This window comes from Roseovarius roseus (genome assembly GCF_043355935.2).
Classification (GTDB): domain Bacteria; phylum Pseudomonadota; class Alphaproteobacteria; order Rhodobacterales; family Rhodobacteraceae; genus Roseovarius; species Roseovarius roseus.
This window is the reverse complement of the sequence record NZ_JBHFPE020000001.1, coordinates 477,217-501,100: the sequence shown is the minus strand read 5'-3', so window position 1 is coordinate 501,100 and position 23,884 is coordinate 477,217. Positions and strand designations below refer to the sequence as shown.

The following is a 23,884-nucleotide window of genomic DNA, read 5'->3' as shown; positions in this document are numbered from 1 at the left end:
CCTGAAAATTAGGTATTTAAATACCCCATACAGAGTTGCTGGAAACGGTCGTTTTCAGCCCCGCCCGGACGCCGCCGGCGGGATCGAGTAGGTGAGGCTGGCGCGCGCTGCGGGCGCGTCGGCCCCGTCCGAGCGGATCAGTGCATCGCCCACCGCCAGAACGCGGCCCAGCTTCAGCAGGCGCACATCGGCGATCATGTCGGCTCCGGCCTGCGGCTTGCGCATGAAATCAATGCTGCAATTGGTCGTCACGGCCAGCGCTTCGGGGCCGATCATGCTGAGAACAGCCAGATACATGCCCACATCGGCCAGTGCAAAGATCGCCGGACCCGATACGGTGCCGCCGGGGCGCAGGTGAAGCTCCTTCACCTTGAGGCGCAGCGACAGATGCATGGGGCGCAGATCGTCGATGGCGAAATCGTGCGCCACCTGCGGAAATTCGCGCGCCATGAAATCCGTCAGTTCTGCCAGGGTCATCTTGGGGTTCATGCTTTCCTCCACGCCATGTCGCCGCTACACATAGGCGACTATCACAAGGAGCGACAAGATGGCGATGATCACGCGAGCCGATAGCGGGGCCGTGGCTAGGCTGACCCTGAACGCGCCCGAGCGCCTCAATGCGTTGAGCGATGCCATGCTGGCCGCCCTCAAGGCCGAATTCGATACACTCGACGGTCAACCGCACATCCGCGCCGTAATCCTTGCGGGTGCAGGCAAGGCGTTCTGCGCGGGCCATGACCTCAAGGAGATGACGGCAGGCCGCGCGGCCGAGGACGGCGGCCAGGCGTATTTCGCCGATCTCTTCGCGCGCTGCTCGGCCGTGATGATGGCCATTCGCGCCCTGCCCCAGCCCGTCATCGCCGAAGTCCACGGCGTCGCCGCCGCTGCCGGATGCCAGCTGGTCGCCTCCTGCGACATGGCCGTGGCGGCGCAAGGCACCCGCTTTGGTGTCAATGGCGTCAATATCGGCCTCTTCTGCTCGACGCCGATGGTCGCGCTCAGCCGCAATGTGCCGCGCAAGCAGGCATTCGAGATGCTGACGACGGGCGCCTTTGTCGACGCGGATCGCGCGGTCGAGATCGGCCTGATCAACCGCGCCGTTGCGCCGGACGCATTGCAGGATGAGACGCTGCACCTGGCGCAAACCGTCGCGGCCAAGCTTGGCGGCGCGGTGCGGATCGGCAAGCGCGCTTTCTACGAACAGCTCGAGATGCCGGTCGAGCAGGCCTATCTCCACACGGGCAGCGTGATGACCACCAACATGATGATGGAGGATACCGCCGAGGGGATCAACGCCTTCCTCGCCAAGCGCAGCCCGGAGTGGTCGCAGTAACCCATCGTCACAATTTCGCCCGAATCGCAGCCCGGCCGGCCAGATGCTTCCAGCTACGTCTACGAAAGCTCTCCAATCCCCGCCTTCGATTGCCACTGTTTCCAGAAGACTGCCCTATTTCCTCCATATTTGCCGTTATTCTGCCCCAATCCCTCAATTTCTTCTTCCTAAACACACTGTTTCAGGGTACGTCTTAGAAAGATCTTGGGTCACCGCCGCCGCAGTCATGTCCCTCCAGGCCAGCCTCTCTCTGGCCGCAGACGTGCCTGGCGCGGTGACCCGAAGAGCACCCCCGATATCCGATGATGCTTCTTTTGACCGGCTCGGCTGTTTGGGATCTGCCCACCTGCCCCCTTTCCATGCGCCTCCGCATGGACTATCTGCCGGCCTATGACACAGGTTCTCAATATCGTCGGCGGCGGCATGGCCGGGTCCGAGGCCGCATGGCAGGCCGCCAATATGGGCGTGCAGGTCATCATCCACGAAATGCGCCCCAAGGTCGCGACCTTTGCCCATCGCAGCGGCGATCTGGCCGAGATGGTCTGCTCCAACTCCTTCCGTTCGGACGATGACGAGCAGAACGCCGTGGGCCTTTTGCATTGGGAAATGCGCGCGGCGAACGGCCTGATCATGCAGACAGCGGACAAGCACCGCCTGCCCGCCGGCGGGGCACTGGCCGTCGACCGCGATCCCTTCGCCGCCTCGGTCACCGAAGCCTTGCGCGCGCATCCCAACATCACCGTTCAGGATGCCGAGATCACACAGATCCCCAAGGACGGCCACTGGATCATCGCCACCGGGCCGTTGACCTCCGCCGGCCTCGGCGCGGCGATCGCCGCCGAGACCGGCGCCGATGCGTTGGCCTTCTTCGACGCCATCGCGCCCATCATCCACCATGACAGCATCGACATGTCCCGCGCGTGGATGCAATCGCGCTACGACAAGGGCGAGACCGAGGAAGAGCGCACCGCCTATCTCAACTGCCCTATGGACCGCGAGACCTATGACGCGTTCATCGACGCGCTACTGGCCGCAGACAAGACCGAGTTTCACGAGGGCGAAACCGCGGGCTATTTCGACGGCTGCCTGCCGATCGAGGTGATGGCCGAGCGCGGACGCGAGACGCTGCGCCACGGCCCGATGAAGCCTGTGGGTCTGACGAACCCCCATCAGCCGGACGTGAAACCCTGGGCCGTGGTCCAGCTGCGCCGGGATAACGCGCTGGGAACGCTATATAATATCGTCGGCTTCCAGACCAAGATGAAATACGGCGCGCAGGCCGAAGTGCTGCGCATGATCCCCGGCCTCGAAAACGCGCGCTTTGCCCGCTTGGGCGGCATTCACCGCAACACGTTCCTCAACTCGCCGACTTTGCTCGACGATCAGATGCGCTGGCGTAGGCATCCGCATATCCGCTTCGCCGGGCAGATCACCGGCGTCGAGGGCTACGTCGAATCCGCTGCGATGGGCCTTCTGGCGGGGCGCCTCGCCGCCTCGGACCTTCTCGGCCAGCCACTGGGCAGCCCGCCCCAGGACAGCGCCATGGGAGCGCTGATACACCACATCACAGGCGGCGCCGAGGCCAAGACCTTTCAACCGATGAACGTCAATTTTGGCCTCTTCCGCCCGGTCGAAGGCCTCAAGGGTGGACGCCGGGGACGCACCGATCGCTACAAGGCCTATACCGACCGAGCCAAGGAAGCGTGGCGGGGCTGGCTCGCTCAAAGCCCGGCCTGAGCCCATGCTGTGCAACATGAGGATCGCCGCCGAACGGTCCGAAACTCCATGACTTTCGTCACACGTTTCGCTCCATCCCCGACTGGCCCGCTGCATCTTGGCCACGCCTATTCCGCGCTCCTTGCGCATGACATGGCACTAGAGAAGAGCGGCACGTTTCTCCTGCGGATCGAGGATATCGACCAATCGCGCAGCCGCCCCGAATGGGAGGCGCAGATCTATGACGACCTCGCCTGGCTTGGCCTCGCATGGCCCACCCCGGTCATGCGCCAGTCAGACCGCCTGCCCGTCTACACGGACGCGCTCCGCTCCCTCATGCAGCGCGGCCTCGCCTATCCCTGCAGCTGCACGCGCCGCGATATCGCCGCCGCAGCCAGCGCGCCGCAGGAAGGCGCGCCGCTTCTGGGTCCGGACGGCATCGTCTATCCCGGAACCTGCCGCCCGCCCAAGGGCGCGGCGCCCTGCACCAATCTGCCGCCCGGCGCGGCCCTGCGTCTCGACATGCGTGCCGCGCGGCAGGTTCTGGACGCGCCGCCAGAATTCAACGAAACCGACGCCGGACCCAAGGGCGAGACGGGGCTCATCCGCGCCGATTGGCCGGATATCCTGAACGGTGTTGGGGATATCGTTCTCGCGCGCCCTGCGATGGGCACCTCCTACCACCTCTCGGTCGTGCTGGATGATGCCGCACAGGGCATCACGTTGGTCACGCGCGGTGCCGACCTCTTCGAGGCAACGGTGATCCATGTGATCCTCCAGCGTCTTATGGGCTTGCCCACGCCAGGCTATCATCACCACCGCCTCATCCGCGACAAGGCGGGCAAGCGGCTGGCCAAGCGCGATGACGCTCGCGCCATCGCGAGGTATCGCACGGACGGCATCAGCCCCGCGCAGATCCGCGATATGCTGAGCCTGCCCTAGCGCTTCATCTTGGCGAAAATACTCAATTCCTCAGCTTGTTTCCGGCGCCATCGACACCCGTTCCGTGCCATCCTCGACCACCGTGTAGAAGCAACTGCGCCGGTTCGTGTGGCAGGCCGGCCCCGTCTGCTCGATCCTCAGCAGCAGGCAGTCTCGGTCGCAATCGACGCGGAACTCCACCAACTTCTGCACATGGCCCGACGTCTCGCCCTTGATCCAGAAGGCCTGCCGCGACCGCGACCAGTAGGTCACGCGCCCCGTTTTCAACGTCTGAGCCACCGCCTCGGCATTCATCCAGGCCATCATCAGCACCTCGCCGGATGCGGCGTCCTGCGCGATGGCGGGAATCAGCCCGCGCGCGTCATAGCTGAGGTTGGCGGGATCGAAAGTCATACGGGTTTTCCTTTTGCATCTGGCCGCGCGCGCCTTATCTAAGGCGCAGTACTTTGAGGGACCAGACATGACCGCCAGGACCGACATGATCAAGCTTTACTCGCAGCGCATTCTGGCGTTGGCCGCGGATATCCCGAACCACCGCCGCCTCGACGCGCCGGGTGCCACGGTCAAGCGGCGCGCTCCGCTCTGCGGATCGACCGTCACGGTGGATGTCTGTTGCGAGGACGGCAAGGTCAGCGCCTTCGGGCAGGACGTGAAGGCCTGCGCGCTGGGTCAGGCGGCGGCCAGCGTCGTAGGCGGCGCCATTGTCGGCTGCGATGCCGATCAGGTGCGCGCGGCGCGCGATGCACTGTCAAGGATGCTGACCGAAGATGGCCCAACCCCGCCTGCGCCCTTTGACGGGCTCGAAGTCCTGCGGCCCGCGCAGGAGTACAAGAACCGCCACGCGTCGATCATGCTGTCGCTTGAGGCCGCCGTCGAGGCGCTCGAGACCGCCTGCGGCTGACCTCACACCCATTGCCAAAAAAAACCGCCGCGCATCCGGTCTGGATGGCGGCGGAAGTATGCGTGTTCCCATGAGGGACCCTGGGCGCGTCTTTCGAACCAGGCAGGGTCCGAACCGATCGGTGACAGGCAGTGTCGGTCGTCGCGGGCGCATCAGGTGTTGGGGACAGGAGATGCAATCGCGCGCAGGCACGGGATTTCGCAGGCAGAAACGGTCGGAATCAGAAGCCCTGGATAAGGCCTGGCAGGTAAAGGCAGCCCATCAGAAGAACGACAAGCGCCGCCATGCCAACGGCATCGCCGAGCAGTGTCTCTTGCGAGCGCGTGGCGGCTGTTTTGATCTGGTCAATCATCATGTCCTCCTCTCAACGGATCGGTTGCCACTTTGTTCTCACTTCCATTAACCAAAGTAAAGAACTTTTTGAGAACATTTGAGAACAAATCGGAATTTTTCGCCTAACCCACTGAAATCAAACGAATCACCTGATCGCGTTCCATCAGCCACAGCAGAACACGCGCCGCCTGCCCGCGCGGTCCGGTCAGATCGGGGTCTTCGGCCAGCAGCTTGCGCGCGTCGCTCTGCGCCACCGCCATCAGCGCCGTCTGCCCTTCCAGATCCGCGATGCGGAAGCGCGGCAGGCCCGATTGCGCGGTGCCGATCATGTCGCCGGCGCCCCGCATTTCCAGATCAACCTCGGCGATACGGAACCCGTCCTCGGTATCGCGCATCGTTGTCAGGCGCCGCTCACCCGCTTCGCTAAGGGGCGCCTGATACATCAGAAGGCAGGTCGAGGCCGCGCTGCCCCGCCCGACCCGGCCCCGCAGTTGGTGGAGCTGCGCAAGGCCGAAACTTTCGGCGCGCTCGATCACCATGATCGAGGCATTAGGCACATCGACGCCCACCTCGATCACCGTGGTTGCGACCAGCACGGATGTCTCGCCCCGCTGAAAGGCCGCCATCGCGGCGTCCTTCTCCTCGGGGGGCATCTGGCCGTGGACCAGCCCGACGCGTCCCTCGCCAAGCGCCGCACGCAAGGCGCGGAACCGCTCTTCGGCGCTGCTGAGATCGCTGACCTCGCTTTCATCGACCAGCGGACAGACCCAATACGCCTGCCGCCCCTCGCCGATGGCATGGCCCAGCTTGGCGACCACCTCGTCCATTCGCGCCATGTTGACCATCGCGGTCGCGATGGGTTTGCGCCCCGGCGGCTTTTCGTCCAGCACGCTAACATCCATGTCGCCATATTGCGCAAGGCTGAGACTGCGGGGGATGGGCGTCGCGGTCATCACCAGCACATCCACCGCAGCGCCCTTGCGCCCCAGCTCCAGTCGCTGGCGCACGCCGAACCGGTGCTGCTCGTCTATGATAGCGAGGCGCAGATCGTGAAATTCGACATCCTTCTGAAAGACGGCATGCGTGCCGACAAGGATCTGGATATCGCCCGCCGCCAGTGCCGCCAGCTTGGCGCGCCGCTCGGCCCCCTTGTCGCGCCCGGTAAGGATCTCCAGCACCACACCGGCGCTTTCCGCCAGTGGGCGCAGCCCCTCCAGATGTTGCCGCGCCAGGATCTCGGTCGGGGCCATCATCACGCCCTGCCCGCTCGCCTCTACCGCGATCAGCAGCGCGTTCAGCGCCACCAGCGTCTTGCCCGCCCCGACATCGCCCTGAAGCAGGCGGTTCATCCGCACCTCGCGGGCCATGTCCTGTGCGATTTCCTGGGTGGCCCGGCTCTGCGCGCCTGTTGGGCTATAGGGCAGCGCCGCCAACACACGCTCGCGCAGCGCGCCCGTCCCTGCTGTGCCGCGCCCCTTGCTGCGCTTTAACTGCGTGCGCGCCAGGGCCAGCGTCAGCTGATGCGCCATCAATTCATCATAGGCGAGTCGCAGCCGCGCCGGGTGGGTTGCGCCCAGCTCGGCCATCGATTGCGGCGAGTGAGCCATGTGCAGCGCCGCCGCCCAATCGGGCCAGCCCTCATGCGCCTTCTGGCCCGGGTCAATCCACTCCGCCAGTTCCGGCGCACGCGACAGGGCCGCCGCAGCCGCCTTGCGCATGACGCCCTGCGTGAGGCCCGCGGTCAGCGGATAGACCGGCTCGAAATCCGGGATATCATCGGCCTCTTCGGGCGGGAGCACATGATCAGGATGCACCATCTGGGGCACGCCATCGAACAGCTCGACCTTGCCGGACAGCACGCGCCGCGCGCCGGTGGGCAGGATCCGGTGCAGATACTCGTCATGGGCATGGAAAAAGACGATCTGGAAGGTCGTCTGCGAATCCTCTGCCGAGATACGGTAGGCGCCGCCGCGCCGCGCGGGCGGATGATGCGGGCCGATCACCGCCTCCACGGTAACATGGCCGGGCAGGTCCGCGCCCAGAACGCTGGACCGTTTGCGCCTGTCGATCCCCGAATGGGGCAGCGTCAGCAAGAGGTCCACGGGCTTTTCGATGCGCAGCGCGGCCAGCAGCTTGGCCGATTTCGGGCCAACGCCCTGCAAGGTTTCGATCCCCGCGAAGAGCGGGAACAGCGCCGGTGGCCGCCCCTTGGGGGAACTTGGCGGCGCGCTGGAGCCAGTCTCGCTCATGCGCCGCCGATCAACGCCAGCCAGGCGTCCTCATCCATCGTCTCGATCCCAAGCTCGGCGGCCTTGTCCGCTTTCGAGCCTGCGCCTGGGCCCGCGATCAGGATATCCGTGCGGGACGACACACTGCCCGAGACCTTGGCGCCAAGCGCCTCGGCGCGCGCCTTGGCCTCTGCGCGAGTCATTTTTTCCAGCGTGCCGGTAAAGACGACGGTCTTGCCCGCGACCGGGCTGTCAGACACGCGCGGCGCGGCGGCATCCTCGATCGTCAGATGCTCCACCAGTCTCTCTATGCTGGCCCGCTCGGCCGTCTGCCCGAACACCGTTACGAGGGAGGCGGCGACCGTGGCGCCGATACCGTCAATACCGATCAGATCGTCCCATGCGGCCCGGGCCGCTGTATCGCAGCCCTTCCATTCGGCGTCCCGCGCTGGCTTGATCCGGGCACGGCGTCCTTCATCGGCAGCACGCGCGCGCTCTCCTGCTTCGGCTGCATCGGCGCGCAGATGACAGACCGCCGCCGGCGCCGCAGCCTCGACCGCGCGGGCCAGAGCCTGCCAGCTACCGAAATGACGCGCCAGATCGGTCGCCGCCACTTCGCCCACATGGCGGATACCCAAACCGAACAGCAGCCGAGCCAGGGGCACCCGCCGCCGCTCGTCAATCGCGGCAAAGAGGTTGCGCGCGCTCGTCTCGCCCCATCCGTCGCGATTTGCCAGCTTGGTCAGGTTGGCCGCATCGCGCGCCTCAAGCGTAAAGATATCCGCCGGGGTGCGAATGGGCAATTGACCATCGGCATAGAACATTTCGATCTGCTTGGCCCCCAGGCCCTCGATATCGAAGGCGCCCCGGCTGACAAAATGCTTCAGCTTTTCCATCGCTTGCGCGGGGCAGACAAGGCCGCCGGTGCAGCGCCGCACCGCATCCCCATCCTCGCGGATCGCATCAGATCCGCATTCGGGGCATATATGAGGGAAAACGAAAGGTTCCGCACCTTCGGGCCGTTTGGACAGATCGACATCCGCGACTTTGGGGATGACGTCGCCCGCGCGATAGACCTGCACCCAATCGCCCACGCGGATATCCTTGCCGCCCCGAATTTCGCTTCCGTCGCTGGCGCGCCCGGCGATGTAGTCCTCATTGTGCAAGGTCGCATTGCTGACGACGACGCCGCCGACTGTTACAGGGGACAGCCGCGCGACCGGGCTGAGCGCCCCGGTGCGTCCCACATTGATCTCGATATCCTCAAGGCGCGTCCAGGCCAGCTCGGCGGGAAATTTATGCGCGATCGCCCAGCGGGGGGTGGTGCTGCGATAGCCCAGCCGGCGCTGTAGATCCAGATCGTCAACCTTGTAGACGACGCCGTCGATATCGTAGCCAAGGCTCGCGCGCTGCTGTTCGATCATGGCGTAATGCGCCAGAAGCCCATCGACATCGTCGCAAAGTTCCGTCAGCGGGTTTACCGAAAATCCCAGCTGCCCCAGCTGCAAGACCGCCTCCATCTGTGTCGCGGCAAGCGGTGCGGTGACCTCGCCCCAGGCATAGGCGAAAAAGGCAAGCGGGCGTGAGCGGGTTATCTCAGCATCAAGCTGGCGCAGCGAACCGGCAGCGGCATTGCGCGGGTTGGCAAATATCTTGGCGCCCGCCTCTTCCTGCCTTTGGTTCAGCGCCTCGAAATCGGCATGGGTCATATAGACCTCGCCGCGCACTTCCAGGATGTCCGGCGCGCCCTCCAGACGCTCGGGGATGCTGTTGATGGTGCGCGCATTGGCGGTCACGTTCTCGCCCACCGTGCCATCCCCGCGCGTGGCCGCCTGTGTCAGTACCCCGCCCTCATAACGCAAAGACAGGCTCAGCCCGTCGATCTTGGGCTCGGCCGTGTAGGTCAGTGGCTCCGACGCGCTCATTCCCAGATACTTGCGAATCCTATCGTCAAACTCGTTGATCTCGGCCGCGTCAAAGGCGTTGCCCAGCGACATCATCCGCTGCGCATGCGTGACCTTTCCAAACCGGCCCAATGGCGCCGCCCCGACCATATCGCTGGGGCTATCCGCGCGTTTCAGGCTGGGAAACCGGGCCTCTATCTCGCTGTTACGCGCCTTGAGGCGGTCGTACTCGGCATCGCTCAGGGTCGGCGCATCCTCGGCATGATACTCGAGATTTGCCTTCAAAAGTTCCTGCGATAGCCGTTCCAGCTCGGCCCGCGCCTCATCCTCGGTCAAACTCTCGACAGCGCGCGCGTCCTGCATCCTTGCCCTCATGCTGTGCGGTCCGGTGCACCGGACCAACCTCGTCGCTCTTGTGATAGGGCGAGCCTGTGGAGAGGTCCAGTCGCGAGAGTCGCCGGAGCGTCCGGGATCTGCATTATGAGGCGATATGAGTAGTTTGGTGGCACCGAGCGGTGAGGACGCCTGCCGTATCCGGCTTGGGCACCCGGTTGCCGGGAAACGCGTCGTTGCCGCTGATAGAGCAGTCACCGAGCGGGCACTCCTGCGCCCGCCTCATCCGTTTCCCGTGGAGACCTCAGGCGCCGATTGCCAGACGCTGATTGTCCACTTCCGACGGCTCGGGATCGCGCAGGACATAGCCGCGGCCCCAGACCGTCTCGATATAGCTGTCGCCGCCTGTCGCCTCGCTCAGCTTCTTGCGCAGCTTGCAGATGAAGACATCGATGATCTTCAACTCGGGCTCGTCCATACCGCCATAAAGGTGGTTCAGGAACATCTCCTTTGTCAGGGTCGTGCCCTTGCGCAGGCTAAGCAGTTCCAGCATCTGGTATTCCTTGCCGGTCAGATGCACCGCCTTACCCGCGACATCCACTGTCTTGGCATCGAGGTTAACGTTGATCAGGCCGGTGCGAATGACTGATTGAGAATGCCCCTTGGAGCGGCGGATGATCGCATGGATGCGCGCCACCAATTCCTCGCGGTGGAACGGTTTGGTCAGATAGTCATCCGCGCCAAAGCCGAAACCCTTGATCTTGCTGTCCGTATCGTCCGCGCCAGAGAGGATCAGGATGGGCGTCTCGATCCGCGCCAGACGCAATTGGCGCAGCACATCATGGCCCGTCATGTCCGGCAGGCCCAGATCCAGCAGGATGAGGTCATAATCATAGAGCTTGGCCAGATCGATCCCCTCCTCGCCCAGCTCCGTTGTGTAGACGTTGAGATTGGCATGAGTCAGCATCAATTCGATGCTTTTCGATGTGGTGGGATCATCTTCGACCAGAAGGATACGCATTCGCTTTTCTCCGCAACAGGATCTCTTTTGTCCAACCTGACCAAAATTGGTTAACTACAAGTTACCGTAGGCGAACATTTAGCGAATACAATTCAGGGTTGTCTATACATTTTCAGAGCAGTGGCTTTCAATGCCCCTTCGCCATGCACGGAAACCGCGCGGACCCATTCGGAAAACTCCTCCTCGCTCAGGTTATAGCGTTTGCACGCATCGCCTTGTGTTATAAGGCCGTAGAGCACGCCGCGCACTACGGCCAGCTTGCGCGAGGCAACCCAGCGCACCGTGTCCCTTGGCGGCAGATCGGCCTGTGTCATGGTGCCGCCGTCGGGCAAGGTGACGGCGCGCGGGCAATCGACTTTTTTCAGGTACATCTCTCATATCCTCACAAAACCGAGGATCAAAATGGGCGCTGCCTCTTAACACCGGCTGAAACGCGGCACGCGAAATACCTTGCATTTACCTAAACCGCGCTTGCGAATTCACGCCAAAGCGTTTTGCGTTCTGCCGCCCGAACCACTATGTGAGCGATCAAAGACGCAAACGGACTCCGCATCATGCCCCTCGATACCGCCCCCCGCATCAATTCGCTCGGCTTTGCCAAGCCCGAGTCCGAAACGCGCGTCGTCGTCGCCATGTCGGGCGGCGTCGACAGTTCGGTCGTGGCGGCGCAGCTGGCCGAAGAAGGCTATGACGTGGTCGGCGTCACGCTTCAGCTTTATGACCACGGCGCGGCGCTGGCCAAGAAGGGCGCCTGCTGCGCGGGCCTCGATATCCACGATGCGCGCCGCGTCGCGGAGGAGATGGGGTTTCCGCATTACGTGCTCGACTATGAGAATGTCTTCAAAGAAGCGGTGATCGACGAGTTTGCCGACAGCTACCTTGCGGGCGCGACCCCGGTGCCCTGCATCCGTTGCAACGAACGGGTCAAGTTCAAGGATCTGCTCGAGACCGCGCGCGATCTTGACGCCGACTGCATGGCCACAGGCCACTACATCCAACGCAAGATGGGTGAGAGCGGACCCGAGCTCCACTCGGCGGCCGATGCGAATCGCGATCAGTCCTATTTCCTGTTCTCCACGACGCCCGAGCAGCTGGACTATCTGCGCTTTCCTCTGGGCCACCTGCCTTCCAAAGACGCGACCCGCGCGCTGGCGGCGAAATATGGGCTGAGCGTGGCCGACAAGCCCGACAGCCAGGACATCTGCTTTGTTCCCAACGGCAACTATGCCTCGGTGATCGAAAAACTGCGCCCCGGCGCGGCCGAGCCGGGCGAGATCGTGGATACCGAAGGAAATGTTCTGGGCCAGCATGATGGCGTGCTGCATTACACGGTCGGCCAGCGCCGCGGCCTTGGCATCGGTGGGCTGGAGACGCCGCTTTACGTGGTCAAGCTGGACGTCGAGGCGCGGCGCGTCATCGTCGGACCCAAGGAAATGCTAAGCACTGCGATCGTGCCGGTCCGCGAGATCAACTGGCTGGGGGATGAGCCGTTCGACTCCGTTCCCGAACGGCAGGTCTCGGTCAAGGTCCGCTCGACCCGCGCGCCGCGCGAGGCCGTGATCCGTCCGCTTTCGGCAACCACCGCCGAGGTCGAGCTTTTGACGCCGGAAGAGGGTGTATCCCCCGGACAGGCCTGCGTATTCTACGAGACGGGCGGCAGCCGCATTCTGGGCGGCGGCTGGATCTGGCGCGGCTATTGATCCCGTAGATTTAGTGCCCAAGGCCCCTCAGAACTGCGCGCGCCGCACGTAGTCCCGGTGCCTCGCCACCTCGCCCCAGCCGCTCCATGGTCAGCGCCATCGCCTCCATCTGCGTGCCCGGCGCGTCCAGCATTTTCAGCAGCGCCGCCGCAATCTCGGGCGGGTTGCAATGCTTGCCGTTGCATTCGGGAATGGCGCGCGTCTCGCTCACGAGGTTGACCAAGGTCAGCGTGTCGATCCGCAGCATCATGGCGATGATCTGGCGGCTGATCCAGCTGACATCATAGGCGATGACCATCGGCGTCGCACTGGCCGCCAGTTCGAGCGAGACTGTGCCGGACGCCGCAAGCGCACCGGAGGCGGCGCCAAAAGCTGCTGCCTTTTCCGACTTATACGCGTCGCTTTTCATGTCAGACGGATCAAGGATCACCGGCCTTGCCGGCCACTCCGCGACAATGCCCCGCAAGAGCGGCGCGACATACGCCGTGGTTGGGACGACCAGTCGCAGATCCGTATGACGCTCGAGAACCGGCGCAAGTGCGCGGCCAAAGATCGGCCCGAGGCGCGCGACCTCGCCCTTGCGCGAGCCCGGCAGCACCAGCATCACGGGCGCATCGCCCAGATCGTGGCGCGCCCGGAAATCGTCGATTTCCGCCTCGGTCGCTTGCGGCTCGCTCACCACCGGATGGCCAACGAAATCGCATTCCATTCCGGCAGCTTCCATATAGGGCGGCTCAAACGGCAGAAGGGCCAGAACGTGGTCGATCACCTTGGCCATCTTTGCCGCCCGGCCCGCGCGCCAGGCCCAGACCGAGGGCGCGACGTAATGCACCGTTCTCAGCTCACTTCGGGCCTTCACCAGCGCGGCGACACGCAGCGAGAAATCCGGGCTGTCGATGGTGATCATCACGTCGGCGTCGCTGGCAAGGGCGGCCTCGGCAGTCTCACGGATCCGGCGTTTGAGATGGCGGTATTTCGGCAGCACCTCGGTGATGCCCATGACGCTCAGCTCGTCCATGGGGAACAGGCTCTGCATCCCCTCGGCCTGCATCAGCGGCCCGCCGACGCCCTCGAACTCGACCTCCCCCAACTGGCGCAGGCCGGCCATCAACGCCGCGCCAAGCCGATCGCCTGACGCCTCACCCGCAAGGATGAAGACCTTCATGCAAGCGCCTGGGATATGACGAAAATTCCGCGCGCCGCTGCGCGATCCAACGCATTCTCACGATCCAGAATTACAACGGCCTCGGCCGCCAAAACCAGCCCAGCGAGCCCGGCATCGGCCACCGCATCCATCGTCGAGGGGCCAACCGTCGGCATGTCGATCCGCAGGTCTTGCCCGCGCTTCGGCGCCTTGACATAGACGCCCCGCTGACCGCGCCGCAGCGCGTCAGGCGTTTGCGCCACATAGGCCAGCAAGGCATCCGTGCCTTGCACCGTCTCGATCCCGAGGCACTGCCCCCCGGCCACCGCGCAGCCCTGCCCGATGTCGAGGGGTGAGATTTCGGCAAGGATATGCGCCGCGCGCGCGGCATCGGCCAGCTCGGCGTCGCTGGGCGCGGGGCCAACGGCGAGCCCCGCCTCGACGGTAAGGCCCGGCAAAAGATCATGCGCGCCGAGCACCTCAAACCCCTGCTCTTCGAACATACCGATCACAAAGCGAAGGAGCGCATCATCACCCTGGGGAATCGCCGCCATCAGGCCAGGGGCAAGCCGCGCCATTTCCGCGTCGAACTCGGCCGGGTTCAGCGACGGGCGCACCAGCGATCCGGCAAAGACCATGCGGGTCACGCCCGCTGACTTCATCGCCGCAAAAAGAGCACCAATTTGCTCAAGGGGAAATTCCTGCGCAGTCGCCGTCAATTCGCTCGGCACGCCGCGCAGCGTGAAATGAAGCGCCTCCGGATGCGCCCGTGCCAGCAGAACCGGAAGCGCGCCGCCGCAGGCGAGGATGGCCAGCTGCCCCGCCATGCGCCTAACCCTGTCCTGGCGTCAGGAACGACCGGTCGCTGACCCCGGTCACAAACTCGACGATCTGCCCGACATATTTGCTGTCGCTCTCACCGCCCATCCGGCGGGCACGCTCCTGAAAGGTGCCCTCGCCCTGCGCCAGCATCTGGAACGCCGCACGCAGCGCCGTGATGTCCGAGCGCCCGACACCGCGCCGCTTGAGCCCCACCAGGTTCAGCCCGTCCAGCACGCCGCGCGGCGCCTGCACCAGACCGTAGGGAATGACGTCATTCGTCACCATCGTGACCGCGCCAATGATCGCCCCGCGCCCGATGCGCACGAACTGGTGTACACCCGAGAGGCCGCCGATGATCACATCATCCTCGACCACGCAATGTCCGGCCAGCGCTGCATTGTTCACTATGATCACGCGGTTGCCGATGCGCACGTCATGGGCCACATGGCAGCCTGCCATCAGCAGGCAATCATCGCCCACCAAGGTCACCCCGCCGCCGCCTGCGGTTCCGGTATTGATCGTCACATGCTCGCGGATGCGCGCGCGCGCGCCAATCTCAAGCCGGGTCTTTTCCCCCTGAAACTTCAGATCCTGCGGCACTTCGCCGATGCAGGCAAAGGAGTAGATGGTCGCCTCGGGTCCGATCACCGTCTGGCCAGTAAGGACCACATGGCTTTTCAGGGTTGCGCCATCGCCCAGCACCACGTCCGGGCCGATATGGCAGAACGGCCCGATACTGCAGCCAGCACCGATTTGCGCGCCCGGCTCGATCACCGCGCTGGAATGGATGGAGCTGTCACTCATGCGGCGCCGAGGTCCATCATGGCGGTGAACTCGGCCTCACAAGCCATCTCGCCATCCACACTCGCCACGCCGGCGAATTTCCAGACCTTGCCGCCCGGCTTGCCGCGCTGCGTGGTCAGGTGCATCTCCAAGACATCACCGGGCACGACCATGCGGCGGAACTTGCATTTGTCGATGGCCATGAAATAGACCAGCATGTTCTTGTCCTGCATCTCAAGCGCAGTGCCCACCATTACCGCCGCCGTCTGGGCCATCGCCTCGACGATGGTGACGCCGGGCATGATCGGCTTGGACGGGAAATGGCCCTGGAAATGCGGCTCGTTCATGGTGACGTTCTTGACGCCGACCGCCGATTGATAACCGTCGATATCGCGCACCTTGTCGATCAACAAAAACGGATAGCGATGCGGGATCAGCCGCTGGATCATGTGGATATCGGCGGTGGCGAGCGGCTGGGTCATCAATGTCCTTTCAGGCGCCATCGGGGCGCGGCATGGCGAGCGGTATCAGGCCTCGCTTTACCAACTCGGCCCGAGCGGAGCAAGGCGCGCCCGCCTATTCGGCGGCCTCGGGCAGCGTAGCAGGGTTCTCTGGTGCAGGCACGTCGGGGCTGGCTTCGCCCCCGTCGCCGCCATCGTCACTGGTCTCCCCGTCCGGCGTCCGGAGCTCCGGATCGGGACTCGTGCTGGACCCGTCGCCAATCGCGGCATCGATGCGCGCAATGGCAATATCCGTAATATCGATCGCATCCGCGCGCAGCAGAACCTGCCGGTTGTCCAGGATGATCTTGCCGCCAGTGTCGCGCATCACCTGAACCAGGATAGGCTCGGCCATGCGCATCAGGCTGAGGGGCGCCAATTCGCGGCCGCGCTCCAGATCGCGGGCTTTGCGGTCATTCTCGGCCCGGATCGAGCGGACCTTGTCGTCGAATGCATCCGCCTCGGCGCGAAACTCGCTGGCGGTCATTGTCTTGCGCGCTTCGGTCAGCGCCTGTTCTTCGGCGCGCAGTTCGGCCTCAAGCTCGCGGTTGTTGGCAATGAGAGCGTCTCGTTCGGCCTGGTATTGGTCGGTCAGGCGCTGCCCCACCTGGGTGCCGGAAAACAGCCGATCCGGGTCCAGCACCAGAATCTCGCTCTGGATGGTGCCCACATCCTGCGCCTGAGCCACGGCGGGCGCGGCACCTGTAAGGACGACCGCCAGCACCACCACCGCGCCCCAGCCCGACTGGCTGCGGCGTCTCATCAGAAGGTCGAGGCGATCGACAGGTCAAACGACTGCGTATTGTCGCCCGGCTCTTTCTTGAGCGCATGCGAGAAGTTGAACCGCAGCGGACCAAAGGGCGACTCCCAGATCACGGACACACCAACCGCGTGCCGCGCGTTGAAGCCGGTCGAAGAGACCACGCCGGTGGCGCCTGTCGTGTCTACATCCCACAGCGCGCCAATGTCGTAGAAGGCACCGCCCGTGATCCCGTATTCATCCGGAAGGCCCAGCGGGAATTCCGCATCGAACTTAAGCGCGGCATAATAGTTACCGCCGAGTTGCTCGTTATTCTCGAGGGGGCCGATGCCGTTCGGCTCGAACCCGCGGATGATCTGGCCCGAGTAGCGGTCAACCGCACGACTATCTTCGCTGCCGGTGAAGTTCAGCGCGCCACCTTCAAGCGTGGCGCGGAGCGTCAGCTCTTCGTTCAGCACCTTGGTTTGAGCGATGGCACGGGCCGAGGTCTTGATATACTCCTGATCGCCGCCGATGCCGTAGAACTCCTGCCCGAAGGACAGCAGGACACCGGCATTGGGGTTCAGGCCTGTGCGGCGCGTGTCATAGGTGTATTCATAACCCACACCGCTGGCCCACTCGTCACCGCGCGCAACCTCGGTTGCCAGAATGCCGCTTGTGCCGGTGTAGTTGCTCATGTCTTTGTAGGCAGCGCTATAGAGCAGCGAGAGACGACCATTCTCGCTGACAGGGAAGGTCAGGCTGGGCCGGAACGTGCCGATGGTCGTGTCATAGAACGCGAAGTCGTCTTCCGTCTCGACCAGCCCGAAATCGAGGCCGAAGGCCACATCGCGGCCCAGGAAAGCAGGCTCGACAAAGCTGAGGCGGTAGTTGGCCTGGTCGGCACTGGCCGCAATCTGCGCCGAGAGGCGCTGACCCCGTCCGAGGAAGTTGCGCTCGGAGAAACCAATCGAGAAGCCGACGCCGCTGCTGGTGGAATAGGAGGCGCCGAAGGACAGCGAGCCGGTGCTTTTTTCTTCGACGTTCACGTCGACTAGCACCTGATCGGGCGTCGATCCTTCGCGGGCATCTACCTCGGCGGTCTCGAAATAGTCCAGCGCGCGGATGCGCTCGGCGGCTTCGCGGATCTCGCGCGGGTTAAACGGATCGCCCTCAACAGTGTCGAATTGGCGGCGGATCACGCGGTCGAGCGTGGTCGTGTTGCCCTCGATATCGATGCGCTCGACAAAGATGCGCGGGCCGCGGACCAGCGCGAATTCGACGTCCAGCGTCAGGTCACGATCATTGCGAGTGATGCGCGGCTCGACCCGCAGGAAATCGACGCCATTGCGCACGCCAAGGCGTTCCATCCGGGCGATCGAGTTTTCCACCTGCGTCGGTGTATAGATCTGGCCCGGCTTGACCTTGAGCGCAGCCTGATACTCGGCAGCATTCGCGTTCGGCAGCTCGCTAATCGTCGTGATATTGCCAAAGCGGAACTGCTGACCTTCCTGGATATTGAAGGTCACGAAATAGGTGTCACGCTCGCGCGCCAACTCGGCATTGGTGCCGGTCACACGGAAATCGACATAGCCCCGGGCGGCGTAGAAATCGGCCAGCAGCTGCTTGTCGAACTCAATCCGGTCCTGAACGAACGTGTCACGGTTGACCAGCGCGCGGAAGAGGCCCGCCTGCTTGCTTTCAACGACGCGGCGCAGGCGGCGATCCGAATAGGCGCGGTTCCCGACAAAACTGAGGCGCTGCACCTCGATCTTCTTGCCCTCGAAAATCTCGAAGACCAGATCGACGCGGTTGTCGCTGCGGCGGATGACCTTGGGGCTGACGCGCGCAGCGCTGCGGCCACTGGCGGCATAGGCGTCGATGATGGTGGCGGCATCGCGCTCGGCCTTGGCCGGGTTGTAGACTTGGCGCGGCGCGCTCTCGATCTGACCGACGAGGTCTTCGTCGTCGATGCGGGTGTTGCCCTCGAAGGCGATCTTGCTGATCGTCGGGTATTCGATCACGCGAATTTCCAGGGTGTTTCCGCGCGGCGTGATCGCCACTTCCTCGAAAAGACCGCTGTTCAGAATGCGCTGGTATGCCTCGTTCAACTCGCCCGCCGAAACGGTCTCGCCCCGCCCGATTCCCGCATAGGTCAGGATCGTGCCGGACTCGATCCGCTGGTTGCCTTCGATCGCCACATTGGTAAAGCGGTAGGACTGCGCCTCGGCCCCGGCGGGCATGAGCGAAAAGGTCAATGCGATCAAGGCGGTGCAGATTGCACTCACGAAGGCCGAACGCCCCTGCCCGGTGTCAGCAACCCTGCCATGCAAGGACAACAGCATGAGGCGCGCCGCGCGCGGGAACTTCGACAATTTCATGATACCACCCGGTCAAATACCCTATTACGAATTTCAGTAACGGGTCAGGGATGGCTTGTCAAAACGCCAATGCCGCCGCGAACCGACATGGTGCGCTGGCGGCATGAACAAGATGGCGGCGCCGAGGGCGCCCCATGGTCAGAATGAGCTGATGAATGCCGCCAGGAAAAGCGCGGCCGCCAATGCGCCCGGCACCAGAAAACGATCAATATTGAGATCGATGAAGAGGCCGAAGCCTTTGAATCCGATTGTATTTTGCACGGGTTTCATCCCTCGGTCCAGTCAGGCGCCCCTTCAGATTCGGGCGCGTCACCGAGGATTATGGCAGCGCATTATGCCAGGAACGGCGCAATATTGTGGCAAAAAGTAGGCATATCACCAGTTGCCGCAAAGTCACGCCATATGATGTGCCGCCCGTAGCCCTTTTGGGCTATGGACACCAGATGTCGTTAAAGAGCGCAAAGAGCATCAGGCTGAGGATCAGCGTCAGACCGATGGTCATCATCACCCGAAGCGCCCCGTCGCTGGGCGGCTTTCCGGCCACCGCCTCATAAGCGTAGAAAACCAGGTGTCCGCCATCCAGAACCGGCACGGGAAAGAGATTCAGCAGGCCTACGGCGGTCGACAGGACGGCGATGAACCAGATGAAATTCTCGGCGCCCTGGCTCGCCATCGCCCCCGAGGCCTGCGCGATCCCGATGGGCCCCGACATGTTACAGCTGCTGATTGCGCCCGTGACCATGTAGTAAAGCCCGCTGAGCGACCCGGCAGCGACGGCATATGTCTGCTGCACACCCGTGCCAAGCGCCGCGAGGGGACCCATCCTCTCGGTTCCCGGATCAAAGGCCCAGCCGCCCGCGATCCCGATCCGCCAGACGGTGGCGTAACCGCCATCCTCCTGGGGCTCGTCCGTGCGGCGGGGCGTCAGCTCCAGATCCACCGTTTCGCCCGCGCGCCAGACCTGCAGGGCGAGCGGCGCGCCGTCAGATGCCTCGACGATATCCTTGAGCTGCGTGAAGGACGAGATGTCATTGCCGTTCACCGCGGTAATCACGTCGCCCAGTTTCATCCCAGCGCGGTAGGATGCCGATTGCGGCGCCAGCTGCGTCACGATCGGGGGCAAGGGATGCGGCCCCGCCACGGTCGTTTCAGACCCGTCCCGCAGGACGCGGTACTCCATAACCTGCCGGTCAGGCAGCGCGTCCGAGAAAGCATCGAACGCATTGCGGTCCTCATAGCCCGGTACGTCCGCACCGGCGACATCCAACACCGTGTCACCGGGGCGCAGTTCGATCCCCTGCGCGGGCAGCGGCTTGAGCGCGCCGATCTGCAGCGGCTCGGCCATCTTGCCCTGCACCATCATGACGCCCGCAAAGATCAGGATCGACAGCACGAAATTGAAAATCGGCCCCGCCGCAACCGTCGCTGTCCGCGCCCAGAGCGGCGCGCCGTGCATGGTCTGGCGCAGCCGTTCGGGCGGAGTGGCGGCCATCGCCTCGGCATCCTTGCCGCTGGCCGCATCCGCATCGCCCAGGAATTTCACGTAACCGCCGAAAGGCAATGCTGCCAGTTGCCAGCGCGTGCCGTGCTTGTCCATGCGTGAGAAGAGGACCGGGCCAAAGCCCAGGGAGAAAACCTCGGCCTTGATGCCCGACCAGCGGCCCACGATGTAATGGCCGTATTCATGGATCGCGACGATCACTGACAGCGCAACGACGAAAGCGGCAATGACCCCGATAAAGCTGCCGAATTGTGGGAGTAGCGCGGAAATATCCAAGGAATGTCCTATTCTGCCTGTGCCACCTGCCTCGCCTGCCCTCAGGCGGCGATCAGCCGGTCTATATGTTGACGTGTAAGGTGGTCCCAGCGCCCCACGCTTTCAAGCGTGATCTCGTCGCAGCCTTTGGCAAAGCCTTGGCTGCCGCCGACCTCATCGAGGGCACGCGCCACCAGATCGCTCATCTGAAGAAAGCCGGTGCGCCCGGCGATGAAGTGATCCAGCGCGCGCTCCTTGGCGGCATTGAACACCGCGCCCGCATGACCGCCTGCTCTCATCACCTGCCGCGCGAGGTCCAGCGCCGGATATCGCGCCGGGTCCGGGTGTGCGAAATCGAGACGGCCCAAAGCCGCCAGATCCAGCCGCTCGATCGGCAGCGCGCGCCGCTCGGGCCAGTGCAGCGCATAGCCGATGGCGTGGCGCATGTCCGGCGGGCCGACATGGGCCATGAGAGCGCCATCGACAAAGCCGACCAGCGCGTGAATGGTGGATTGCGGATGCACCAGCACTTCGATCTGGTTTGGATCCAGATCGAAAAACTCCTTGGCCTCAATGACTTCCAGCGCCTTGTTGAACATCGACGCCGAATCGATCGTGATCCTCTGGCCCATGTCCCAATTGGGATGCTGCGACGCCTCGGCCACCGTGACATGCGCCAGATCGCTCAGCGGGCGGTCGCGGAACGCCCCGCCAGAGGCGGTGATGACGACGCGATTGACCGCGGCCCGATCCTCGCCCACCAGCGCCTGGAAGATGGCCGAATGCTCGCTGTCGACGGGCAGGATGCGCGCGCCATGGGCGGCGGCGGTCGCCATCATCAGCGGACCGGCGGCCACCAGCGATTCCTTGTTGGCCAGCGCGAGGGTCGTGCCCTGCCACAGCGCGGCAAGGCCCGGCGCAAGGCCCGCCGCGCCCACGATGGCCGACATGATCCAGTCAGCGGGCAGTTCCGCCGCCTCGATCAGCGCCGCTTCGCCCGCTGCGGCGCGAACGTCGCTGCCCGCCAGTGCGGCCCGCAGATCGTCCAGCCGCGCGGGATCAGCGGTCACCGCCAGTTTGGCACGAAACTCTCGCGCGTCCTGCGCCAGCTGGGCGATGCTCTGCCCTCCGGTCAGCGCGACGATCTGAAAGTCATCCGGCGCGCGCCGGATCAGGTCGAGCGTGTTCTGCCCGATCGAGCCTGTCGCCCCCAGAATACTGACACGCCTCATGCGATCCCCGGCAGCAGTCCAAAGAGCCACAGCACGCCCGTAACCAAGGTCGCGCCCAGCATCGCGTCAAAGCGGTCCAGGACGCCGCCATGGCCGGGGATGAGGTTCGAGCTGTCCTTGACGCCGACGCGTCGCTTGATCCAACTCTCCCAGATGTCGCCCGCCTGCCCAGCGACCGAAATAACCAGCGAGACCAATATGAGGCCCGATCCGACACCGAAGTAGAGACCGAAGGCCAGCCCCATCAGAGCGGCTGCCAGCCACCCGGCGATGGTGCCGCTCCAGGTTTTCTTAGGGCTGATGGCGGGCCAGAATTTCGGCCCGCCCAGCGAGCGACCAGCCATGTAGCCGGCCACATCCGTGGCCACGACCACGCATACGACCCAGAGCAGCCAGCCCATTCCGGCCTCGATGCGCAACAGCACCGCCGCGTGGCAGGCCAGCAAAGTTGCTGCGGCGAAACTGCCGAAGAGAACCCGCCGGGCGGCCAGTTGCCACGCGCCGAAAACGGCGATAGCGACAAGGCCCGGCAGCGCGACCCACACGGGCACCAGCCAGGCCAGCGCCAGTGAGACGCCCGCGATGATGCCCATGCCCGGCGCCCAGGCATATCCGCCCAGCATCCGCGCCAATTCCCAGACCATGAGTCCGCCCAGTACCCAGATTGCCACCATGAAGGGCGCGCCGCCCAGCCAGACCTCGACCGCACCGATTGCGATCATCACCGCCGCCGAGATCAGGCGCACATTCAAATCCGCCCAGCGTTCCGTGCGGGGGGCCATCAGCGAGTTCCTCCATAGCGCCGGTCACGCACGCCATAGGCGCTAACGATGCCGGCGAAAATGTCCTTGGTGAAGTCGGGCCAGAGCGTATCGACAAATTCATACTCCGCGTAGGCCGATTGCCATAGCAGGAAGTTCGAAATCCGCGCCTCACCCGAGGTGCGAATGACCAGATCGGGATCAGGCAGAACCCGTGTATCCAGGTATCGGGTCAGGGTTTCCTCATCGACCTCGTCAGGGCTCAGCTTGCCCGCGGCGACATCGCCGGCCAGTTCCTTGATCGCGCGGCTCACCTCGTCGCGGCTGCCGTAATTCAGCGCGATGGTCAGATGGATGCGGTCATTGCGCTCGGTCAGCTCTTCCAGCTCGTCCATCAGCGCGATCAACTTGGCATCCAAACGAACCCGGTCACCGATGAACCGCACGCGCACGCCCTCGTCACGCAATGCGCGGGCCTCCTTGGCAATATAGCGGCGAAAGAGGCTCATCAGGCCCGCGACCTCAGTCTGCGTGCGCTTCCAGTTCTCGGTCGAAAAGGCGAAAACCGTCAGATACTTCACGCCCAGATCGGGGCAGGCATTGACGATCTCGCGCACGCGCTTGGCGCCCGCGTGGTGGCCAAAGAGGCGTGGACGACCGCGTGCCTGCGCCCAACGGCCATTCCCATCCATGATGACAGCCACATGACGCGGCCCCCGAAGCCCATCACTGGCCGGAGCTTTCGGCCCGGTTTCGGCTGTATCGCTGCGCCCGAACATCAAACCTGCATGATCTCCGCCTGCTTGGTCTCGAGCGTTTCATCCACGCGGGCAATGAACTTGTTGGTCAGATCCTGCACCTCGGTCTCCCAGAATTTCTGGTCATCCTCGGACATGCCGTCATTCTTGGCCTTCTTGATCTGATCCATACCATCGCGGCGCACGTTGCGCACGGCGACGCGGGCATGCTCGGCGTAGTTCGAGGCCACCTTGGTCAGCTCGCGGCGGCGCTCCTCGTTCAGCTCGGGGATGGGCAGCATGATGATGGTGCCATTCATCTGCGGGTTGATGCCAAGGCCGCTTTCGCGGATGGCCTTCTCGACCTTGTTGACCAGGCCCTTGTCCCAGACGTTGATGGTCACCATGCGCGGCTCGGGCACGTTGACAGTGCCGACCTGGTTGATTGGCGTCTGCGCGCCATAGGCATCGACCATCACCGGCTCCAGCATGGAGGCCGAAGCGCGGCCCGTCCGCAGGGACGCGAATTCGGTCTTGAGCGACACGATCGCGCCCTCCATCCGCCGTTCCAGATCGGCTGTGTCGATTTCGATATCGTCGGCCATGATGATGTATCCT

General features: G+C 64.1%; 24 protein-coding genes. 5 read left to right on the top strand and 19 right to left on the bottom strand.

What is annotated here, in order from left to right:
* Window positions 1–54: 54 nt before the first annotated feature.
* A complete protein-coding gene (locus ACEWPL_RS02585) occupies window positions 55–489 on the bottom strand; it encodes a PaaI family thioesterase (protein WP_393934739.1) in 435 nt (144 codons plus the stop codon).
* Between the two features lie 58 nt (window positions 490–547).
* Here ACEWPL_RS02585 and ACEWPL_RS02580 point away from each other — a divergent pair, with 58 nt between their 5' ends.
* The 3 genes from ACEWPL_RS02580 to gluQRS all read left to right on the top strand — a co-directional run bounded on the left by ACEWPL_RS02580 (window position 548) and on the right by gluQRS (window position 3,991).
* A complete protein-coding gene (locus ACEWPL_RS02580) occupies window positions 548–1,333 on the top strand; it encodes an enoyl-CoA hydratase (protein ID WP_393934740.1) in 786 nt (261 codons plus the stop codon).
* A gap of 390 nt (window positions 1,334–1,723) precedes the next feature.
* Window positions 1,724–3,070: a methylenetetrahydrofolate--tRNA-(uracil(54)-C(5))-methyltransferase (FADH(2)-oxidizing) TrmFO gene (gene trmFO, locus ACEWPL_RS02575; RefSeq protein ID WP_393934741.1), complete on the top strand. Its 1,347-nt coding sequence runs from the start codon at window positions 1,724–1,726 to the stop codon at window positions 3,068–3,070.
* Window positions 3,071–3,118: 48 nt separating this feature from the next.
* A complete protein-coding gene (gene gluQRS / locus ACEWPL_RS02570; RefSeq protein WP_393934742.1) occupies window positions 3,119–3,991 on the top strand; it encodes a tRNA glutamyl-Q(34) synthetase GluQRS in 873 nt (290 codons plus the stop codon).
* A gap of 30 nt (window positions 3,992–4,021) precedes the next feature.
* On the opposite strand, the gene hisI is transcribed toward gluQRS, so the two are convergent.
* Window positions 4,022–4,384 carry a phosphoribosyl-AMP cyclohydrolase gene (gene hisI, locus ACEWPL_RS02565; protein WP_393934743.1) on the bottom strand — a complete coding sequence of 121 codons (363 nt, stop codon included), beginning with the start codon at window positions 4,382–4,384 and terminating at the stop codon, window positions 4,022–4,024.
* A gap of 67 nt (window positions 4,385–4,451) precedes the next feature.
* Between hisI and ACEWPL_RS02560 the strand changes: the two genes are divergently transcribed.
* A complete protein-coding gene (locus tag ACEWPL_RS02560) occupies window positions 4,452–4,892 on the top strand; it encodes an iron-sulfur cluster assembly scaffold protein (RefSeq protein WP_393934744.1) in 441 nt (146 codons plus the stop codon).
* Between the two features lie 220 nt (window positions 4,893–5,112).
* On the opposite strand, the gene ACEWPL_RS02555 is transcribed toward ACEWPL_RS02560, so the two are convergent.
* The 5 genes from ACEWPL_RS02555 to sciP all read right to left on the bottom strand — a co-directional run bounded on the left by ACEWPL_RS02555 (window position 5,113) and on the right by sciP (window position 11,082).
* Window positions 5,113–5,244: a hypothetical protein gene (locus ACEWPL_RS02555; RefSeq protein WP_393934745.1), complete on the bottom strand. Its 132-nt coding sequence runs from the start codon at window positions 5,242–5,244 to the stop codon at window positions 5,113–5,115.
* A 103-nt stretch (window positions 5,245–5,347) separates the two neighbouring features.
* The gene (gene recG, locus ACEWPL_RS02550; RefSeq protein WP_393934746.1) at window positions 5,348–7,474 is read right to left on the bottom strand and encodes an ATP-dependent DNA helicase RecG; all 2,127 of its coding nucleotides are present in this window, start codon (window positions 7,472–7,474) and stop codon (window positions 5,348–5,350) included.
* On the bottom strand, window positions 7,471–9,720 hold the full coding sequence (ligA, locus tag ACEWPL_RS02545; RefSeq protein WP_393934747.1) for an NAD-dependent DNA ligase LigA: 2,250 nt from the start codon (window positions 9,718–9,720) through the stop codon (window positions 7,471–7,473). The genes recG and ligA overlap by 4 nt, the downstream gene beginning before the upstream one ends.
* A gap of 274 nt (window positions 9,721–9,994) precedes the next feature.
* Window positions 9,995–10,711, bottom strand: coding sequence for a response regulator transcription factor CtrA (gene ctrA / locus ACEWPL_RS02540; protein WP_393934748.1), 717 nt, complete (start codon window positions 10,709–10,711; stop codon window positions 9,995–9,997).
* A gap of 92 nt (window positions 10,712–10,803) precedes the next feature.
* Window positions 10,804–11,082 (bottom strand): CtrA inhibitor SciP, encoded by a 279-nt coding sequence (gene sciP, locus ACEWPL_RS02535; RefSeq protein ID WP_393934749.1) that lies wholly within the window; start codon window positions 11,080–11,082, stop codon window positions 10,804–10,806.
* Between the two features lie 183 nt (window positions 11,083–11,265).
* On the opposite strand from sciP, the gene mnmA reads away from it, so the two are divergent.
* Window positions 11,266–12,411, top strand: a complete 1,146-nt coding sequence (gene mnmA, locus ACEWPL_RS02530; RefSeq protein ID WP_393934750.1) for a tRNA 2-thiouridine(34) synthase MnmA — start codon at window positions 11,266–11,268, stop codon at window positions 12,409–12,411.
* Window positions 12,412–12,421: 10 nt separating this feature from the next.
* Here mnmA and lpxB read toward each other — a convergent pair whose 3' ends face one another.
* The 12 genes from lpxB to frr form a co-directional block, all read right to left on the bottom strand.
* Window positions 12,422–13,576: a lipid-A-disaccharide synthase gene (gene lpxB / locus ACEWPL_RS02525; protein WP_393934751.1), complete on the bottom strand. Its 1,155-nt coding sequence runs from the start codon at window positions 13,574–13,576 to the stop codon at window positions 12,422–12,424.
* Window positions 13,573–14,382, bottom strand: coding sequence for an LpxI family protein (locus ACEWPL_RS02520; protein WP_393934752.1), 810 nt, complete (start codon window positions 14,380–14,382; stop codon window positions 13,573–13,575). The genes lpxB and ACEWPL_RS02520 overlap by 4 nt, the downstream gene beginning before the upstream one ends.
* 4 nt (window positions 14,383–14,386) lie before the next feature.
* A complete protein-coding gene (lpxA, locus tag ACEWPL_RS02515; protein WP_393934753.1) occupies window positions 14,387–15,181 on the bottom strand; it encodes an acyl-ACP--UDP-N-acetylglucosamine O-acyltransferase in 795 nt (264 codons plus the stop codon).
* Window positions 15,178–15,642, bottom strand: a complete 465-nt coding sequence (gene fabZ / locus ACEWPL_RS02510) for a 3-hydroxyacyl-ACP dehydratase FabZ (RefSeq protein WP_393934754.1) — start codon at window positions 15,640–15,642, stop codon at window positions 15,178–15,180. Before fabZ ends, lpxA begins: the two co-directional genes overlap by 4 nt.
* Window positions 15,643–15,736: 94 nt before the next feature.
* Entirely contained in the window at window positions 15,737–16,423 is a 687-nt protein-coding gene (locus ACEWPL_RS02505) for an OmpH/Skp family outer membrane protein (RefSeq protein ID WP_393934755.1), read from the bottom strand.
* A complete protein-coding gene (gene bamA, locus ACEWPL_RS02500) occupies window positions 16,423–18,780 on the bottom strand; it encodes an outer membrane protein assembly factor BamA (protein ID WP_393934756.1) in 2,358 nt (785 codons plus the stop codon). The genes ACEWPL_RS02505 and bamA overlap by 1 nt, the downstream gene beginning before the upstream one ends.
* A gap of 138 nt (window positions 18,781–18,918) precedes the next feature.
* Window positions 18,919–19,050, bottom strand: coding sequence for a hypothetical protein (locus ACEWPL_RS02495; protein WP_393934757.1), 132 nt, complete (start codon window positions 19,048–19,050; stop codon window positions 18,919–18,921).
* 160 nt (window positions 19,051–19,210) lie between these two features.
* Window positions 19,211–20,557, bottom strand: coding sequence for an RIP metalloprotease RseP (gene rseP, locus ACEWPL_RS02490; protein WP_393934758.1), 1,347 nt, complete (start codon window positions 20,555–20,557; stop codon window positions 19,211–19,213).
* A 41-nt stretch (window positions 20,558–20,598) separates the two neighbouring features.
* Complete coding sequence (dxr, locus tag ACEWPL_RS02485; RefSeq protein ID WP_393934759.1) at window positions 20,599–21,768, bottom strand: 1-deoxy-D-xylulose-5-phosphate reductoisomerase; 1,170 nt, start codon at window positions 21,766–21,768, stop codon at window positions 20,599–20,601.
* Window positions 21,765–22,550: a phosphatidate cytidylyltransferase gene (locus ACEWPL_RS02480; protein WP_393934760.1), complete on the bottom strand. Its 786-nt coding sequence runs from the start codon at window positions 22,548–22,550 to the stop codon at window positions 21,765–21,767. The genes dxr and ACEWPL_RS02480 overlap by 4 nt, the downstream gene beginning before the upstream one ends.
* A complete protein-coding gene (uppS, locus tag ACEWPL_RS02475) occupies window positions 22,550–23,308 on the bottom strand; it encodes a polyprenyl diphosphate synthase (protein WP_393934761.1) in 759 nt (252 codons plus the stop codon). The genes ACEWPL_RS02480 and uppS overlap by 1 nt, the downstream gene beginning before the upstream one ends.
* Window positions 23,308–23,871 carry a ribosome recycling factor gene (gene frr / locus ACEWPL_RS02470; protein ID WP_393934762.1) on the bottom strand — a complete coding sequence of 188 codons (564 nt, stop codon included), beginning with the start codon at window positions 23,869–23,871 and terminating at the stop codon, window positions 23,308–23,310. The genes uppS and frr overlap by 1 nt, the downstream gene beginning before the upstream one ends.
* Window positions 23,872–23,884: the final 13 nt, after the last annotated feature.